A 15688-nucleotide genomic window follows, 5' to 3' on the forward strand; every position below is an offset into this window, starting at 1 on the left:
CATGTGTAGAAAGTTCTTCCAGCAGCGAACCTGGAGAAGAACGCCGCACCCGCACGATACAGTGTGGTGGGAGGAAGTATGCGCAGAATGCGGATGAAAGGCAGAGCAACGCGGAGGTATTTTTCTGAAGTGAGCCGGTTCCTCCTCCCCCTGTTTGCACTGCTGCTTTCGCTGCCTGCTGCGGCCTCCACGTGGTACGTGCGTTCCGATGGCGGCACCCGGTACTCGTCGAATGTGCCCAAAGGGCAGTGTGACGGCACAGCGGACGCAGCGTACTCCGGTCACGGCGTGAACCAGCACTGTGCGTTCAACGACATTCGTTTGCTGTGGCAGGACGGCAGCTACGCGTACACGCCACCACAATCGAAGTTTCCCGCAGCAGGCTGGATTGGCAAGGGCGGTGATACCTATCTGCTTCGCGGGTCTCTGGCCGCGGGCACGGAGCCCTACCGCGTCGGCTGGGACGGTCCGGAGGGGCAAGGCTGTACCGCCGCAGACAGCGCCAAATACGGCGACGCGTGTTACCGCGGCTGGCGTGGCGATCCGTACAGCGGACCGCCGTCTCCACCGGCCGGAACGGCGGAACAGCACACCCGCATTCTGGGGGAGAACTGGCAGAACTGTCATGCGCAAAATGCGCGGACGCCCGTGGTCGCGGGCTGGATGACCGGGTCAGCTTTCACCGTTTCGACCAGCTATGTCGACATCCAGTGCTTCGATATCTCCGACAAGTCTGACTGCAAGGACAACTGTAACGGGAAGGACTCCGCGAAAGAGGGCATTGCCCTGGCGAACACAGCCGATCACCTTTCGCTGACCGACATACGAATCCACGGCATGCGGACCTTTGGGCTTTTCGGACCCAGTGGCGATGGGGATGTTTTTCGTTACATCTCGTTGATCGGAAATGGAGGCGGTGGCTGGAACGCCGACGCCGGCGACGGCAAGACCGGAGTCGGCACCCTGCTTGTGCAGCACTACCAGATCAATTGGAACGGATGTGCGGAGCAGTACCCCATCCACGATCCCCTTCCTTATCTGAACTGCACGGACCAGAACAGCGGCGGCTATGGCGACGGCTTCGGCACGGCAACCGTGGCCAGCAAGCCGGCCTGGAAGGTGCACTTCGATGGGGGCGAGGTGGCCTACAACACGCAGGATGGCCTGGACGCGCTGCACCTGGTCGGTAGCGGGTCGAGCATGACGATTACCCGCACGCTGGCGTACGGCAACATGGGCCAGCAGATCAAGGTGGGCGGCGCTGCGGGCAGGGCGGAAAACAACCTGATCATCGGCAGTTGCCGGGCGATGCAATCGAAAATTCCGGGAACACCGGCGGGCTACAACGCGAAGCTGAGTGACTTCTGCCGCGCGGGCGATCAGGCTGTACTGCTGACGATCGGCCGCGGAGCGCTGACGCGTTTTGAGAACAACACGGTGTATGAGGCGGGCAACATCGCGGTGGATGTGGAGTGCGACAACTATGCCGGCGAGTGCGACACCAGTTCGCGGCTCAGCCTGCAAAACAACATCTATCTTGGCTTCCAGAACGGCCCGAAAAACGGCAACAAAGACGGCGACGGGCGCTATCCGACGATGGTTTATAACAACACCGCAGCGCATCCGCTGACGAATCGCGGCAGCGCGATCCGCAACAACACTGTCTTTCACCCGCGCTCAAACGAGCCGTGCCCCATGGGCCGGTTTGACGTGGCGGCGAACTGCGGCGCTCCCATGCTGCGGGACGAGAGCTGGCACCTTTACGGGTTTGGTGACATGCGGCCCGTCGCCGGTGGCAAGTCGGTGGGCAGCGGCGCTCCGCTGCCCGGCCTTGCCGTGGACTTTACAGGGCAGCAGCGTCCGGCTGCGCCGTCGCGCGGTGCACTGGAGCCGGAAAGCCCGGCACCCGCAAGCGGCCTGCAGGAGAGCGGCACAGCAGGCGACACTGCCGGCGGTGGCGGCGGCGACCTTCCCGAAGTCATCGGCCAGCAGGCCGGCCAGACGTTCTCGTCCGCCGACGAGCAGCCGTCCAGTGAGTCGGAGACCTCTGCCCCTGCATCCCTGCCACGGCATCTTCCGAGACGACGCATCATCCTAGGCACTGTTGTCGTAGGAGCGGGGCTGCTGATGCTGGTACGTGCGAACGCGCGACCGGAGCGGGCCGCGAAAACACCAAGAGAATCCTAGGTGTGCGTGGGGTTGCGCGCGGCCCGAGTTATGCGGCGGGGGCGAAACGGGCGACCATGCGTCGATTCAGATGGTCAGGGGCGGGCCGACTCGTTCCAATCCATACGGCTTCACCGTGGCAGCGTCGGACGGCAGCTTGCCCGTCTTTCCGAAGTCCCGGAAGAAGTCTTCCATGCGTCCAGCTGGCGTAAACGCGATCAGCAGCTTGCCCGGCCTGTCCCCCACCTGTGCCCAGACGTGCGGAATTTTGCGCGGCATCAGGACCGAGTCGCCTGGTTTCAACACCAATTTCTGATCGCCAATTTCGACATGAAATTCGCCGTCCATGGCGTAGAGCCACTCGTCCTGCTCAGGATGGAAATGGCGGTACGGTCCGCCCTTGCCAAGATTTGAGTGCTCCATCACGAACATGCCGCCGCCGGTATCGGCTGCGGGTACTTTGAATGCCATCCGGCTGAAACCGAGCGTGTGCGTTTCGCCGGACCAATCGGCGCCCGCAGAGACGATGTGCGCTTTGTCATGTGGGTCTGCCACTTGCGCCAGGGCGATGGAAGGCGCGGTAAGCAGGCCAACCTTCATAAACTCGCGTCGTTTCATGGTCTCTCCGGGCACCGCGGATGGGGATGCATCTTCGTCGTTCGAGAGTATAGGCCCTTACGACGTGAGATCTTTGGCGAGACTGCGCCAGCCATTGAAATAGCGGAAGTACGCGGCCGTGTGCGGTAGGATCGCGGCCCACCGGACGAGCCGGTTTGCCGGCATGCCCGCGCGGAAACGCAGCAGGTCCATGCGGCCTTCCAGGAAGGCAACGGTTACACGGAACCGCGGGTCGGCTTCCCCTTGCAATCGGGCGTGTACATCCGACAGTTGCGGACCGGCTTTGAGCCAGTATGCCTCGGCGGAACTGCGCCAGCTCTCGATGCGCTGCGACAGATTCGGCGCAGCGGCGCCACCAAACTGCGCGGCATGGATGCGGTAGTGCATCAGCGTTTCCGGCAGGAAAGCAAGCTTGGAGTAGACGACCGCGCCACACGTGACCCACGCGTCGAACCACCAGTGTGGCGGGACGGGCATGATGCGGTCTCGAAGGGAAGCGCGGAGCATGAGGGTGCATCCATAGGCCTTGGTCGGGTTCAAAGCGATAGCGAGGCCGTTGCCGCGGGCCAGTTCCTGCTGCAAACGCGGGCTGAGACCGTTCGCCTCCGATAACAAGGTCCCTTTCGGAGCGCCGGCTTCCGTTATGAGCTGTGCATCGCAGAACACGGCGCCAATGCCGGCATCGTCCCGCAAGACCTGGGCCATGCGCGTGAGTTTTTCCGGCAGCCAGAGGTCGTCCTGGTCGCACAACATGAGCAACTCGCCGGTGCAGAGCGCGACGGCCTTTTCGAAATTGTGCGTGATGCCCTTGGACTGACTGCCCAGGTTTTCTTCGTTGACGTGCAGGTGAACCGGGAACGGCGCGGTGGCGGCAAAGTCGCGGATGATCTCGGTTGTGGCGTCGGTAGAGCGGTCGTCGCAGATGACCAGTTCGTCGGGAAGCGTGGTCTGGGCCGCGATGCTGTCGAGCTGTTCGCGGATGAACTTCGCGCCGTTATAGGTACACATGGCGACGGAGACGGTGGTGTGATTCGGCAACGGAACCTCAGCGATGAGACGGAAGTGAGCATACAGCAAGCGGGGGCGGAGTTCGGTGGCACGTTTGTGGAAGCGTTAGAATGCGAAAGGCCGGGCACCGGCTGCCGATGAGCAAAGTCGACATTCTGATTCCCGCGTTTAACTCTGCGCATTTTTTGACGGGCGCGATCGAAAGCGTTCTGGCACAGACCGTTGCCGAGTGGCGCATCCTGCTGGTCGATGATGGATCGAGCGACGGCACGCGGGAGTTTGTGGAGCGGTTTGCTGCCGAGAACGCGGACAGGCTTGCGGGACGGCTGACGTACCTGTATCAGCAGAACCGCGGACTGCCGGCGGCACGCAATGCGGGCATCCGGGCCGGAAGCTCGCCACTGATCGCGCTGCTGGATGCGGACGATCAATGGCTGCCGACGCGGCTGGAAGACTCGATCCGCAGCTTAGAGGATCGGCACGATGTGGGGCTTTCGTACGGTGGCGTTTCGCGGTTTGAGCTGAGTGGAACGGTGCTGGACACGTTTGTGACCAGCGAGCCGGGCGGCAGCAGGGAAGAGGTGGCCCGGCGGCTGTACACGCGGACCGTGCACTTTCCGTGCCCCACCGTGACGTTTCGGCGCGAGTGTGTGGACGCCGTGGGAATGTTTGACGAGACCATGCGTGCGACCGAGGACCGGGACCTGTGGCTGCGGATCGCGCAGCGCTACGGCGTGGTGTTTGTACCCAGGGTCCTGGCGTTGTATCGCGTGTCGGCTGGGTCCATGTCAAAAGATTTGCCGCGGATGTTGACTTCGCAGCGGCAGTTTATTGCGAAGCACGCGGGGGAACTCGGTTGTGGGTGGGCCGCCCGGCAGGTGGCGCTGGCCGGAGTACTGGAGCAGCAGGCCGTTGGGTACCGTGCCCGCGGGGAGCGAGGGCGAGCGACCCGATTCGCCGCGCAAGCAGTGATCCGTGCGCCGTGGCTACGCAACCTGTGGCGAACGGCGGCGGCGATCACGTTCGCGCGCTGACCCTGGGGCCGCCTAGGATGCGTCATGAGGGTGCGCGGCGGCACGCACCCTCTTTCGATCTCGCATGATGGCGCGCTGAAATTCTCAGCGGCAACAATTTCACTGCGCCACATCGTCGCCGCTCGTGAACAGACGACTCCGGCAGGCAGGCCGTCCTAGTCGGCATGGAACCGTTTGAAGGCACGTCCCCGCAGCCGATGCAGGTCTTTCGCGAATGGCTGTCGCTTGCGGAAAAATCTGAGCCAAACGACCCGAACGCGGCGGCGCTGGCGACGGCGACACGCGAGGGAGTCCCAAGCGTGCGCATGGTTCTGGTCAAGGGAGCTGAGGACCGAGGCGTGCGGTTCTTCACCAATCGCGGCAGCCAAAAGGGCGAGGAGCTGCTCCAAAACCCGGAAGCGGCGCTGTGCCTGCATTGGAAATCGACGCGGCGACAGGTTCGTTTCGCCGGAACTGTGCAGCAGCTAAGCCGCGAAGAGACGGCGGAGTACTTTCACAGCCGGAGCCGTGGGAGTCAGATCGCCGCCGCGATCTCATCGCAAAGCCGGCCTTTGCCGTCGCGCGACGCCCTGAACACGGCGGTGCGCGCGTACACGGCGGAACTCGGCGATCGAGAGGTGCCGCTGCCCGAGGACTGGACCGGATTCCTTCTGGTGCCGCGCCAGGTCGAGTTCTGGAGCGATGGCAAGGACAGGCTGCACGACCGCATGCTGTTCACGCGAGCGGGCGAGGGTTGGACGCAGACCCGCCTGTACCCCTAAGAAACGTCCGCGCGAGGCCTTCGCAGCACCCTAGCTCACATGCACGACGGGGCGGTGCTTCGGGTCGCGAATGGCCCGGCGCAACACCTCCTGTGTCAGCGGTGCCGTGTCCCCCTCGCCTAGAAACAGGAAGCGGAACAGGTTGGTCACCGGGCTGGCCTCGGTCCAGCGGAAGTACACATGGGGCGTTTGCCCGGTGCTCCGTTCCAGGTAGACAAGCATGCCCGCGATCGAGTTCGCGATCACCGGGCTTTTCGCAGACAGGATGGAGTGCCGCCCCACGCGGCGGCCCTGAACGCACAGTGTTTCCGAAAAGTCAGAGGCATCGCCCCGGATCACTTCAAAGAAAATGAGACATTCGTCCGGATCGAGGTTGTGGAAGCGCCGCGTCTGCGCGTCGGCCTTGTCCAACAGCTCGATAGCATCCCCTTTCTCAGGGCCGCGTGCGATCAGCCGAATCACCTGGTCGCTGTCCTCGGCAAGAATGCGCGTGGATTCCTCGTCCAGGCTGATCTCCGTGATGCGAAGCTCAACCGCACGAACGGCGCGCGAAAGCAGCGAAACGGCGAGAATGCCGCCGATAAACAGCGAAGAGATCTTCAGGCCTTCGGGCCGTTCCACCATGTTCACAATTGTGGTGTAGATGAAAATTCCAGTGATCAGAAGGAAAGCCACACGCAACGCCGGCTTCTGCCAAACGCTCAGCAAAACGGCGATCGACGCCGAAGTGATCAGCACCAGCACGCCCGTCGCATAGGCTCCACCCTGTGCATCCACATCCGCCCGGAAGGACAGTGTGACGACGGTGGCAATGCCCATAAAGACCAGCACCAGGGGACGCGACGCCCGCGCCCACTCCGGTGCCATGCCGAAGCGCGGCAGGTAGCGCGGAATCAGATTCAACAGGCCGGCCATGGCAGATGCACCAGCGAACCCCAGGATCAGGATGGTGCTGATGTCGTATGCCGTTCCAAACGCGTTCCCTAGATACTGATGCGCCAGGAACGCCATGGCACGACCGTTTGCCGCGCCGCCCGGACCAAAGTCCCTGGTGGGAATCAGGACCGTGCTGGCAATGCTGGTCGCCATCAGAAACAGGCTCATGATGAGTGCCGCACTGAGCAGCAAATAGCGTGCGTTCCGGATCCGCTGTTCGGTATTGTCAGCCCGGATCAGCGGCATGACGGCAACGCCTGTCTCAAACCCTGACAGACCCAGCGCAAGCCGTGGAAACAGCAGCACCGAGACCGCAAGCATCTTCCACGGATTTTCATGCAGGCAGATCAGGCCGTTCTTCCAGTGCAGGAGCAGCTCCGGTTGGTGGAAGATGTGCAGGAAGCATACGCTGACGACGACGGCGTTCAGGGCCAGGTAGCAGACCACGAGAAAGGTGGCGATTCCGATGGCTTCCTTGAAGCCCTTCAGGAAGATCGCACTCAGCGCGGCAAGGATCAGTAGGGTGACAATGACCTGATGATCCACCCACCGTGGCACCATGGGATTGCCGATCAGGTGTGCCGCCCCGTCCGCCGCGGACAGCGTCATGGTGATGACAAAGTCGGTGGTGGCGAAGCCCAACAGCATCAAAACGAACAACTTGCCGCCCCACTCGGGGAACAGCTTCTGCAGCATGGCGACGGAGCCCTGTCCGTAGGGGCTGCGCTGGCACACACGGCGGTACACCGGCAGAGCCGCAAACAGGGTGACGATGACCAGGACCAGAGTGGCCACCGGTGATAGAAATCCGGCTGCAAGGAACGCGATACCCGGCTGGTACCCGAGCGTGGAGAAGTAATCGACGCCGGTCAGGCACATGACCTGCCACCAGGGGCTTTGCGTCTCCGGCTGCTCCTGCGCATCCTTCGCGCTGGGCACCTCTAAATCAGCAAGCAGCCAAGATTTCACGCTCATGCCGGTTGTGACCTGATTCCTTGCAAGAAGGTTGGCTGTTGCGGGTTCCTGGTTTCCGGGGGCGGCCCTGACGAGCACCCGGAAGCAGGCGCATAGGTACGCGTTGAGGCGCGGACGCTCCGTGCCGGGGATCAGGAAGACGAAGGTGTAGCCTTCGAGCGCCGCCCTCTTGCGAAAACTCAGCTCACCAGGGCTTTTTCCAGAGTTGCAGGACAGGATAGCGGTTGAAGGACGACGGCTGGTAGTTGGACTGCGCGATCCACCACTGCACGCGCGCTCGCGGGTCGGCGGCAAAGGCCGGGTCTGCCGCGAGCTTTGCCTGGAATGCCAGCATTAGTTCGGGGTGCTCCTCCGCGACCTTGTTGGCGATGGGCACGGTCAGGTACTCGGCAGCACCGACACGGCCGGTGGGCTGAAAGATCGCCGAGGCGAAGCCGAGCCGGATGAGCGCGTCGGGTGCGGCGGGGTGCAGCAGCGACAGGATAAGCCGCGCCCGCTGCTGGTGCATGGGCACCCACCAGGACCCGGCGGGCACCTGGATGCGTTCGCGCACGGGCGTCAGCTTATAGTCCATCAGCGTGCCGCCTTCCATGGCGCCGGTGATGGACTTCACGTCTGAGAAGCGCCACGTGTCGAAGACCTGGTCGAGTGCGACCGGTGTGCGCTGCATCGCTACGCCGTGCAGCGCAAGCTCGTCGGCCAGCTCCTTCCATGCCAGCGGTATCAGGAAGCCAAGCGGCTCACGCGCCTCGGCGGTGGTATCGATGCCGTCGTGAATCACGGTATCGATATCGTCCTTGTCGGCCGTATACCGCGTGACCTCTGTGCCGGTGATCGCTGATTGAAACGGCTCGATCTTGAGCGAGTAATACACCAGCGGGTGCGCGGCATCGCTTGTCTTGCCGGCTAGGTACACGGGCGCGGCGTTCGGGTCGCCCGCGGCGGCGGCGTCCTTGGCGTCGGACGCCGAAACGGCATCGTGCAGCGCCTTCGGGTCTTCGGTCACGATGTCGATGGCGTCGGTCATGATGTCGTAGTTCGACCACGCGCGCGTGCGTGCCTCTTTCAAGCTGTGCGTTTCGACCAGCAAGCACGGGCGATTCATGGCGGCGCTGTAGATGTGCGAGTAGCGCGGCGAGAAGACTTCCACAAAAAATTCGCGGCGGCCGTTCGGCATCTTGCGCAGCGCGCCGTACGGCGAGACCATGTGACCGCCGGCCTGCATACGCGTGTTGAGCTGCGGAATAAAGCGGTCGTTGACCCACGATCGCGCTGGCTCGCCGATCTCGCCATGGTGGGCCATGTCCCAGGTCACGTCGTACTGATAATCGGCGCCGTCGGTCACGTGATTGTCGAACATGAAGTCCGGCAGCCATGCCTGATACAGGCGCAGCCACGCTCGCATCTCCGGCGATACCGCTTTTACGTAGTCGCGGTTCAGGTTCAGCAACTGCGCGGTCTGGCGCGTTCCCGCAACCTGTGGCCCGTTCTGGTTGGCGCGATTGAAGGCGCTGCGCGACTCGTGCCCATCAATATTGAAGACAGGAATGACGACAAAGATGGCCCGGTCGAGCCAAGCGGCCTGGTGCGGGCGCTTCGCGATGACCATGTCGCGCACCAGCATGAGCGACGTGTCTTTGCCCTCAATCTCACCCGAGTGAATTCCGCTCTGCACCAGGATGATTGCCTTGCCGGTGCGCTTTGCGGCATCCGGCGTAAAGGCGCGATCCTTTGAGACGATCATCGCGTACATCGGCCGGTTCTCCGGCGTGGTGCCAAACTGGACGACGCGCACGGAGGAAGAGCGTTTCTCCATGGCATGCATCAGGCGCTCGACCTCGGCGTAGTCCCCGGTCTGCTGCCAGTTGGTCTTCTCGCCGGTGGTCAACAAGTCGGCGGGCGCGCTGCTCTGGCTTGCCGTGAGCGTGGCCGCTGCAGCCGCCAGGGGCGGTTCGTAGGCGGAGTGCGGGCGCAGCGCCTCACGCTGTGCGTGGGTGTCGAGCACCCCCAGGCACAGCGCGCACAGCGATAGGGACAGGGCGAGGCGCTTCGACGGCATGGCTCTTCTCCTACTTGCTCGTCAGCGCGTTGTTCGCGCGATTGTCGTCGGGCAGCTTGTGATCGGGGTCGACTAACACCGACGCAATCGGCTTCCGGTCATCGGAGCTCCACGTGTATGTGCCCTTGGTCAACCAGGTTTCGACCGGCAGCTTCACTCGCTGCTTGGTGCCATCAGTAAAGGTGAACTCCACCGTGGTCGGCAGTACAAGCTGCCCGCGGTTGCTCAGGGTCGCGGTCGTGCCGTCGATCTTGTCCGCAGCCACGTCATAGCGCCAGTTGTTCATGTACCAGCCGCGCCAGAACCAGCTCAGGTCCTCGCCGCCCTCGCTCTCCATCGCGCGGAAGAAATCCGAGGGCGATGGATGCTTGTAGGCCCAGTCGCGAATGTACTTGCGGAAGGCGCGGTCGAATCGCTCCGGCCCCAGGATCTGCTCGCGCAGCAGCACCATGCCGTAGGCGCCTTTGAAGTAGCTAACAGGGTGGCCGAGCTGGCCGGTGTAATCGTCCGCCGCGACCATCAGCGTCGGCGCGTCGGGGTCATCCAGCACCTTCAAAATCATGTCTGGCGGCTCGCCACCGGCGGAGTATTCGCTGTCGCGCTTCGGGCCGTACTTGCCGTTGGCGTACAGGTCCGACTCCTCAATATCGATGAAGGTGTTGAAGCCCTCGTCCATAAAGGCGTGGCGGCGCTCGTTGGAGCCGACGATCATGGGAAACCAGTCGTGACCGATCTCGTGCGCGGTGAGCCAGAACAGGAACGGACCCTTGTCATCCACACCGTCGAAGACCACACCCGGGTATTCCATGCCCGACGAAAATCCGGCGATACTTACCGCTGTTGGCCACTCATACGGATACCAATGCTTTGAGAAGTTTTCGATGGTGTTCTTTACATATTCCGTCGACTTGTCCCATGCGTCAGGGCCGGCGCTCTCCGGCGGATACACGCTCATCGCAAGCGACGTCTTGCCGTCCGGCAGGTTCATGCGCGCGGCATCCCACACAAACGCGGGCGATGCCGACCACACCGCGTCGCGTGTGTGATCCATGTGAAAGTGCCAGGTCAGGTCGCCATCGCGCTTCGGCCGTGTCGCGGGATCGTTAATCTCGTCGGCCTTGCGGATGTACACCGTCGCATCGCTGGTTCGCGCCTGCGCCAGGCGGTCCATCTCGGTCTTCGTCAGCACGTCTTTCGGGTTCACCAGCTCACCCGAGCCCGCAACGATGTAGTTCCACGGCACCGTCACGAAGTAATCGAAGTGGCCATACTCCAGGTAAAACTCGGCGCCGATGTAGGGCAGCGTGTCCCAGCCGCGCAGGTCGTCGTACACGCACATGCGCGGGTACCACTGCGCAATGTCGTAGATCTCGCCCTGCTTGCTCATGCCCACGCTGGTGCGTCCGCCCCAAGCGCCCGGAACGGTGTAGTGGTAATGGATGTGCAGGCGAAGCACACCACCTTTTCCGCGCAGCGGCTCGGGCAACTGCACCTGCATGCGCGTGTCGTCGACCAGGTAAGGAACCTTGGTGCGCTGCTTGCCGCTTTCGATTTCGACAGCGTCCAGGATGAAACCTTCGCTCGACGGCGCCGGCCCGGCCTCCGCGGCAGCACGGCGTCCGCGGCGTACCCCACCGCTGGCCAGGCGCGAACGCGAGTCCTTCCGATAAATGTTCTGTTCCAGCAGGATCCAGAGGCTCGGCAACGCGTCCGGGCTGTTGTTGGTGTACGTGATGATCTCGTCGGTGGCGAGCTGCTTGCTCTTGGTGTCCAGCGCGGCGTGCAGTTCGTAGTCGGCGCTGTTCTGCCAGTACTGCGGGCCGGGCGCGCCATTGCTCGACCGGTACGTGTTCACAGGGTCCGGCATGGAAAGCGGCGCGAACGTGATCCGCGGATCATACGCATGCGCAGCGGCGTCTGTGTCCGGCTGATGTGTCTGCGCACTCAGCAAGCCCGAGCAGAGAAGACAGAGGGAAGCAACATGACGAACTGAACTTCCAGTCCTTAAGCCTGCGCCAAGGGGCATGGGTACTCCTAAGATTGCGAACGGTTTCTCGATACTAACCGGAGTTGCACAGTTGCGCGTCGGTCATCGGCGCTTCTGTCAGAATCAGCGCCGCATTGCCGCATCAAGTTGCGGTGGACGATAATTCACGACGGAACAGGCCTACAGTGATTCCAGGTCTTACAGGAGTGAATGCGCACATGGTCGTGAAGCACGCGTTGCTGGTAGCCGTTGTCTCGTTGTGTTCCGGTATGACCGCCTTTTGCCAACTCACGGAGAAGGGCGACACGACACAACCTGTACTCATCCGTGTGACCCGGCCCGCTGCTCCCGCGCCCATTCCGGATTCCGTGTTCGGCAGCTTCCTGGAACCGATCGGGAAGTCGACCTATGGCGGCCTGTGGGCAGATGTCGTGGAGAACCCTTCCTTTGAGGAAGGCTTGTGGTCGGTAGGTAACGTCGAAGAACTGGTTCGCGAAAGGCCGGGCCTGCGGCGCGCATCCAGCCTGGGTCTGCCTTTGCCCTGGGAGCCGCTCACCGACCAGGGTGCGCGCTATCTGCCGGTCGTCGGTGATGCCGCGAACTCAACCGATTCGCTTCTGCTGATGAGCCTGCCGGGCAAGGAAACCGGCATCCGCCAGCAGGTCTATCTTCCCGTCAAGCGCGAGCTGACTTATCTGGCGAGCGTGTACCTGAAGCACGTCTCCGGGCCGGCAGAGGTGACTTTCTCCATTCGCGGCAGGAACAAGGCGGACCAGGTGCTCGCTTCCGCAAAGATCAGCACACGCGGCGCGGACTGGGCGAAGTACAGCGCCACTCTGACGCTGCCGCCGGGCGCGGTGGTCCCGCTGGAGCCGGCGGACTTCGTGATCGCGACGGACAACGACGCGCGCGTTCTGGTCGACCAGGCATCGCTGATGCCACGGGACAACCTGGACGGCCTTGATCCCGATGAGGTCGCCATGGCGCGCGACCTGCACTCGCCGCTCATTCGCTACGGCGGCAACTTCACCTCCGCCTACAACTGGCACGATGGTGTTGGGCCGCGGGACAAGCGTGTTTCCAAGGTGAACATCTCCTGGGGCATCCCGGAATACAACACCTTCGGCACCGACGAATTCCTTCACTTCTGCCGGCTGATCCAGGCCGAGCCGCAGGTTGCCGTGAACCTGGGCACAGGATCGCCGCAGGAGGCGGCAGACTGGGTTCGCTATGTGAACCAGCACTGGCCGAACCCGTCCGGATCGCACCCGGGCGGTCTGCTGTGGGAGCTTGGGAACGAGCTTTGGGGAACCTTCCAGGAGGGGTATCCATCACAGGAACGCGTCGCGGCGAAGACACTTGCGACGGCACAGGCCATTCACAAGGTGGACCCTCACGCCAGGCTGATTGCGACGGGCGCGGATGAAGATCACTTCAAGGAATGGAACGCGGTTCAGCTCGCGAACCCGGTCGGGACTTTCGATTACCTGTCCACGCACTTTGTGGTACGCGACCAGATCCTGTTGCGCGATGCCCCGCCGGACTTCCTGCCGGCGGCTCTGCTCGCGCTTCCCATCGGTCTAGAAAAGCAGCTGGACGCGATCCACGACCAGATCCAGAGCACACCGCAACGCGACCATGTGAAGACCGCCTTCACCGAGTGGTTGCTAATCTCCGGAGACACCGGGTCGCCAAACTACGACAACATGGGAGGCGCCCTGTTTACCGCGGGGTTCCTGAACAGCGTGATTCGCAAGAGCGACATCGTACCGGTCTCAGACATGACCGGCATCATGGAGTTCGGAGGCATCTGGAAAAAGAAAGGCGTTGTCTACGGCACGCCCGCCTACTGGGTCCTGCGGGAGTACGCGAGCGCCAAACCCACGGAACTGTTGAGCGTGTCTTCCAACTCGCCGTCGTATTCCATTCACAACGGGCCGCGCCGCCTGCCGGAGATTGACGACGTTCCCTACCTGGACGTGGTCGCGACGACCGCGGACAAAGGCAAAAAGCTGGTGCTGCTTTGCGTAAACCGGCACCTGACGCGCGGCCTGTCCGCAAACTTCGATCTTTCCTCGCTGGGTCAGCTCGGCACGGAAGCAACGATCGACCTGCTCCACGCGCAGGATCTGCACGCCGCGAACACGCCAGAGCGGCCGACTGCGGTGCAGCCGTCGCGGAGCTCGGAAGCCCTGGGCAGCACCTTCCACCACACCTTTCCCGCGGCGAGCGTCACCGTCGTGCAGATTCCGCTGAAGTAGTCGCTACAGCGGGTGGTGCTGCGAGCGTATGCTGCGGGAAAGCAGCCTTAGAAACACGTGGCGGAGGAGGAGGGATTCGAACCCCCGGTGCCCTCTCAGGCACGCTCGTTTTCAAGACGAGAGCCTTAAACCACTCGGCCACTCCTCCCGCTTAGCGCCAGTGTAGCGGTTCTGTGCAAAAGGTGCGACGCGTGGCGTGGCCTACACGTCGAATCAACAGCGACAAAGCCGCCCCCACAAACGGACCGGACGCGGCAAGTAGGATTTTAAGAAGTGGCGATTACGGCGCAGCAGCAAGGAACATTTGAAGGCACATTGCGCTCGGCGCAGACCAGCATGGTCTTCAGCGAGACGTTGCAGCTTGCCTTGGACAGCTTCCGCGCAAGCAAAGTCCGCTCACTGCTGACCATGCTCGGCATGATCATCGGCTCGGCGTCGATCATCCTGGTCGTCACCATCGGTTTGAAAGGTCGCGAATACGCGATCAGCACCATCAGCAGCCTGGGTCCGAACCTGGTGGAGATGCAGTACAGCGGCGGCACGACGATCGGACCCAACAACACTTCCACCCCGGATTACATGACCCGGGAAGATGAGGACGCCGTACGTGAAGCGGTGCCCGGCATCGCTTACTCCTCCCCCATGCTGGAGACGCACGCCGCGATCAGCATGGGCGAAGGCCGCACCAAGGATGCGCTGCTGCTTGGCGTATCGCCGCAATACAAGGAAGTGCGCAATCTTGCGGTTGTCGCAGGCCGCTTCTTTGACGATCAGGACGCAGTTGCGCACGAGAAAGTGTGCGTGCTGATTGAGCCGTTTGCCATTGCACTCTTCGGTTCGGCGCGGAACGCCATCGGCCATACCTTCACCATCGTCGGCGTCCCGTTCACAGTGGTCGGCGTTGCCAAGCTTCGCATCACAGACTTCGGCCAATCTGAGTTGAGCGACCAAACTGCTCTGATTCCTTACCCCGTTGCCCGCTATTTCACCGGTTCAGACAGCGTAAAGGAGATTTTCTTTACCATGCGGGACTCGCTGCAGGTGCAGAGCGGGGCGGACAAGATTACGCGCATCATCCAGTCGCGGCACAAGCCCACCAGCGTCTACAAAGCGCAGACCCTTACCGACGTGCTTCAGGTCATGGGCCAGATCGCAACCGCGCTGACCTACGTGCTGACTGCGGCTGCCTTCATCACCCTGGTGGTCAGCGGCGTAGGCATCATGAACAGCATGCTTGCAAACGTCAGCGCTCGCATCCGCGAGATCGGCATTCGCAAGGCGCTGGGTGCTACGCGCCGCGAGGTGCGCATGCAGTTCCTGACCGAAGCGGTGTTTTTATCGCTTGGCGGCGGGCTGATCGGAACGGTGCTTGGGCTGGCGTTGCCGCTGACCATCAGCTTTCTCACGCCGTTTCACATTCCCGTGTCGCCATGGTCTGCCGTCATCGCGCTCAGCACCAGCACACTGGTCGGCGTTGTGTTCGGCACATTGCCGGCAAACCGCGCGGCAGCCCTGGACCCGGTTGAGACCCTGAAGTATGAATAGTGAAGTAGCTCGGCCAAGAAAGTGGCGCGGCTAGGAAGAAGCCCGGACCGCTCTCAGCTTCTACATGGGCAACGCAAGCTGATTCAACTCATGCCGCATGCAGTCAATGGAGCAGCTCGCAGATTCGATACGGCCGGCGACCGTTCGTGCCTCCGGCATGGATACGCCAAAGCCACGTGCCGCAAGAAAGCTCGTGATCATTTCGCCCGCCTGCCAGGTATCCAGGCCGGCTCGCATCAGCTCCTGCCGCAGCGACTCCAGGTCCTGCTGCGCAAATCCGCTGGTGGTGGGCACATTCAGCGCTGCTGCTGGTTTCATGTCCATTGTGCCTCCTCCCA

The 15688-nt window shown here is 62.6% G+C and carries 11 protein-coding genes and 1 tRNA gene; 5 read left to right on the plus strand and 7 right to left on the minus strand.

Annotated features, from left to right (window positions below):
• The first annotated feature begins 129 nt into the window (after positions 1–129).
• Positions 130–2187 carry a hypothetical protein gene (locus ACOFKT_RS01960; RefSeq protein ID WP_419805759.1) on the plus strand — a complete coding sequence of 686 codons (2058 nt, stop codon included), beginning with the start codon at positions 130–132 and terminating at the stop codon, positions 2185–2187.
• 66 nt (positions 2188–2253) lie between these two features.
• Here ACOFKT_RS01960 and ACOFKT_RS01965 read toward each other — a convergent pair whose 3' ends face one another.
• A complete protein-coding gene (locus ACOFKT_RS01965) occupies positions 2254–2784 on the minus strand; it encodes a cupin domain-containing protein (protein WP_419805760.1) in 531 nt (176 codons plus the stop codon).
• Between the two features lie 57 nt (positions 2785–2841).
• Positions 2842–3822 carry a glycosyltransferase family 2 protein gene (locus ACOFKT_RS01970; protein ID WP_419805761.1) on the minus strand — a complete coding sequence of 327 codons (981 nt, stop codon included), beginning with the start codon at positions 3820–3822 and terminating at the stop codon, positions 2842–2844.
• Positions 3823–3902: 80 nt separating this feature from the next.
• On the opposite strand from ACOFKT_RS01970, the gene ACOFKT_RS01975 reads away from it, so the two are divergent.
• Complete coding sequence (locus ACOFKT_RS01975) at positions 3903–4826, plus strand: glycosyltransferase family 2 protein (protein WP_419805762.1); 924 nt, start codon at positions 3903–3905, stop codon at positions 4824–4826.
• Positions 4827–4990: 164 nt separating this feature from the next.
• Positions 4991–5587 carry a pyridoxamine 5'-phosphate oxidase gene (gene pdxH, locus ACOFKT_RS01980; RefSeq protein ID WP_419805763.1) on the plus strand — a complete coding sequence of 199 codons (597 nt, stop codon included), beginning with the start codon at positions 4991–4993 and terminating at the stop codon, positions 5585–5587.
• Between the two features lie 30 nt (positions 5588–5617).
• Here pdxH and ACOFKT_RS01985 read toward each other — a convergent pair whose 3' ends face one another.
• The 3 genes from ACOFKT_RS01985 to ACOFKT_RS01995 form a co-directional block, all read right to left on the minus strand.
• The gene (locus ACOFKT_RS01985; RefSeq protein WP_419805764.1) at positions 5618–7498 is read right to left on the minus strand and encodes an amino acid transporter; all 1881 of its coding nucleotides are present in this window, start codon (positions 7496–7498) and stop codon (positions 5618–5620) included.
• 184 nt (positions 7499–7682) lie between these two features.
• Entirely contained in the window at positions 7683–9557 is a 1875-nt protein-coding gene (locus ACOFKT_RS01990) for a M14 family zinc carboxypeptidase (protein ID WP_419805765.1), read from the minus strand.
• 10 nt (positions 9558–9567) lie between these two features.
• A complete protein-coding gene (locus ACOFKT_RS01995; protein ID WP_419805766.1) occupies positions 9568–11424 on the minus strand; it encodes a M1 family metallopeptidase in 1857 nt (618 codons plus the stop codon).
• A 338-nt stretch (positions 11425–11762) separates the two neighbouring features.
• On the opposite strand from ACOFKT_RS01995, the gene ACOFKT_RS02000 reads away from it, so the two are divergent.
• Positions 11763–13805 (plus strand): alpha-L-arabinofuranosidase C-terminal domain-containing protein, encoded by a 2043-nt coding sequence (locus tag ACOFKT_RS02000; protein ID WP_419805767.1) that lies wholly within the window; start codon positions 11763–11765, stop codon positions 13803–13805.
• A gap of 58 nt (positions 13806–13863) precedes the next feature.
• On the opposite strand, the gene ACOFKT_RS02005 is transcribed toward ACOFKT_RS02000, so the two are convergent.
• Positions 13864–13953: transfer RNA gene (locus ACOFKT_RS02005), tRNA-Ser, on the minus strand.
• Positions 13954–14078: 125 nt separating this feature from the next.
• On the opposite strand from ACOFKT_RS02005, the gene ACOFKT_RS02010 reads away from it, so the two are divergent.
• Positions 14079–15350 carry an ABC transporter permease gene (locus tag ACOFKT_RS02010; RefSeq protein WP_419805768.1) on the plus strand — a complete coding sequence of 424 codons (1272 nt, stop codon included), beginning with the start codon at positions 14079–14081 and terminating at the stop codon, positions 15348–15350.
• Positions 15351–15410: 60 nt separating this feature from the next.
• Here the strand turns inward: ACOFKT_RS02010 and ACOFKT_RS02015 are convergent, their stop codons facing one another.
• On the minus strand, positions 15411–15674 hold the full coding sequence (locus ACOFKT_RS02015) for a hypothetical protein (RefSeq protein WP_419805769.1): 264 nt from the start codon (positions 15672–15674) through the stop codon (positions 15411–15413).
• Between the last annotated feature and the right edge of the window lie 14 nt (positions 15675–15688).

It is taken from the genome of Terriglobus sp. (assembly GCF_965201105.1).
In the GTDB taxonomy this organism is placed as follows: domain Bacteria; phylum Acidobacteriota; class Terriglobia; order Terriglobales; family Acidobacteriaceae; genus Terriglobus.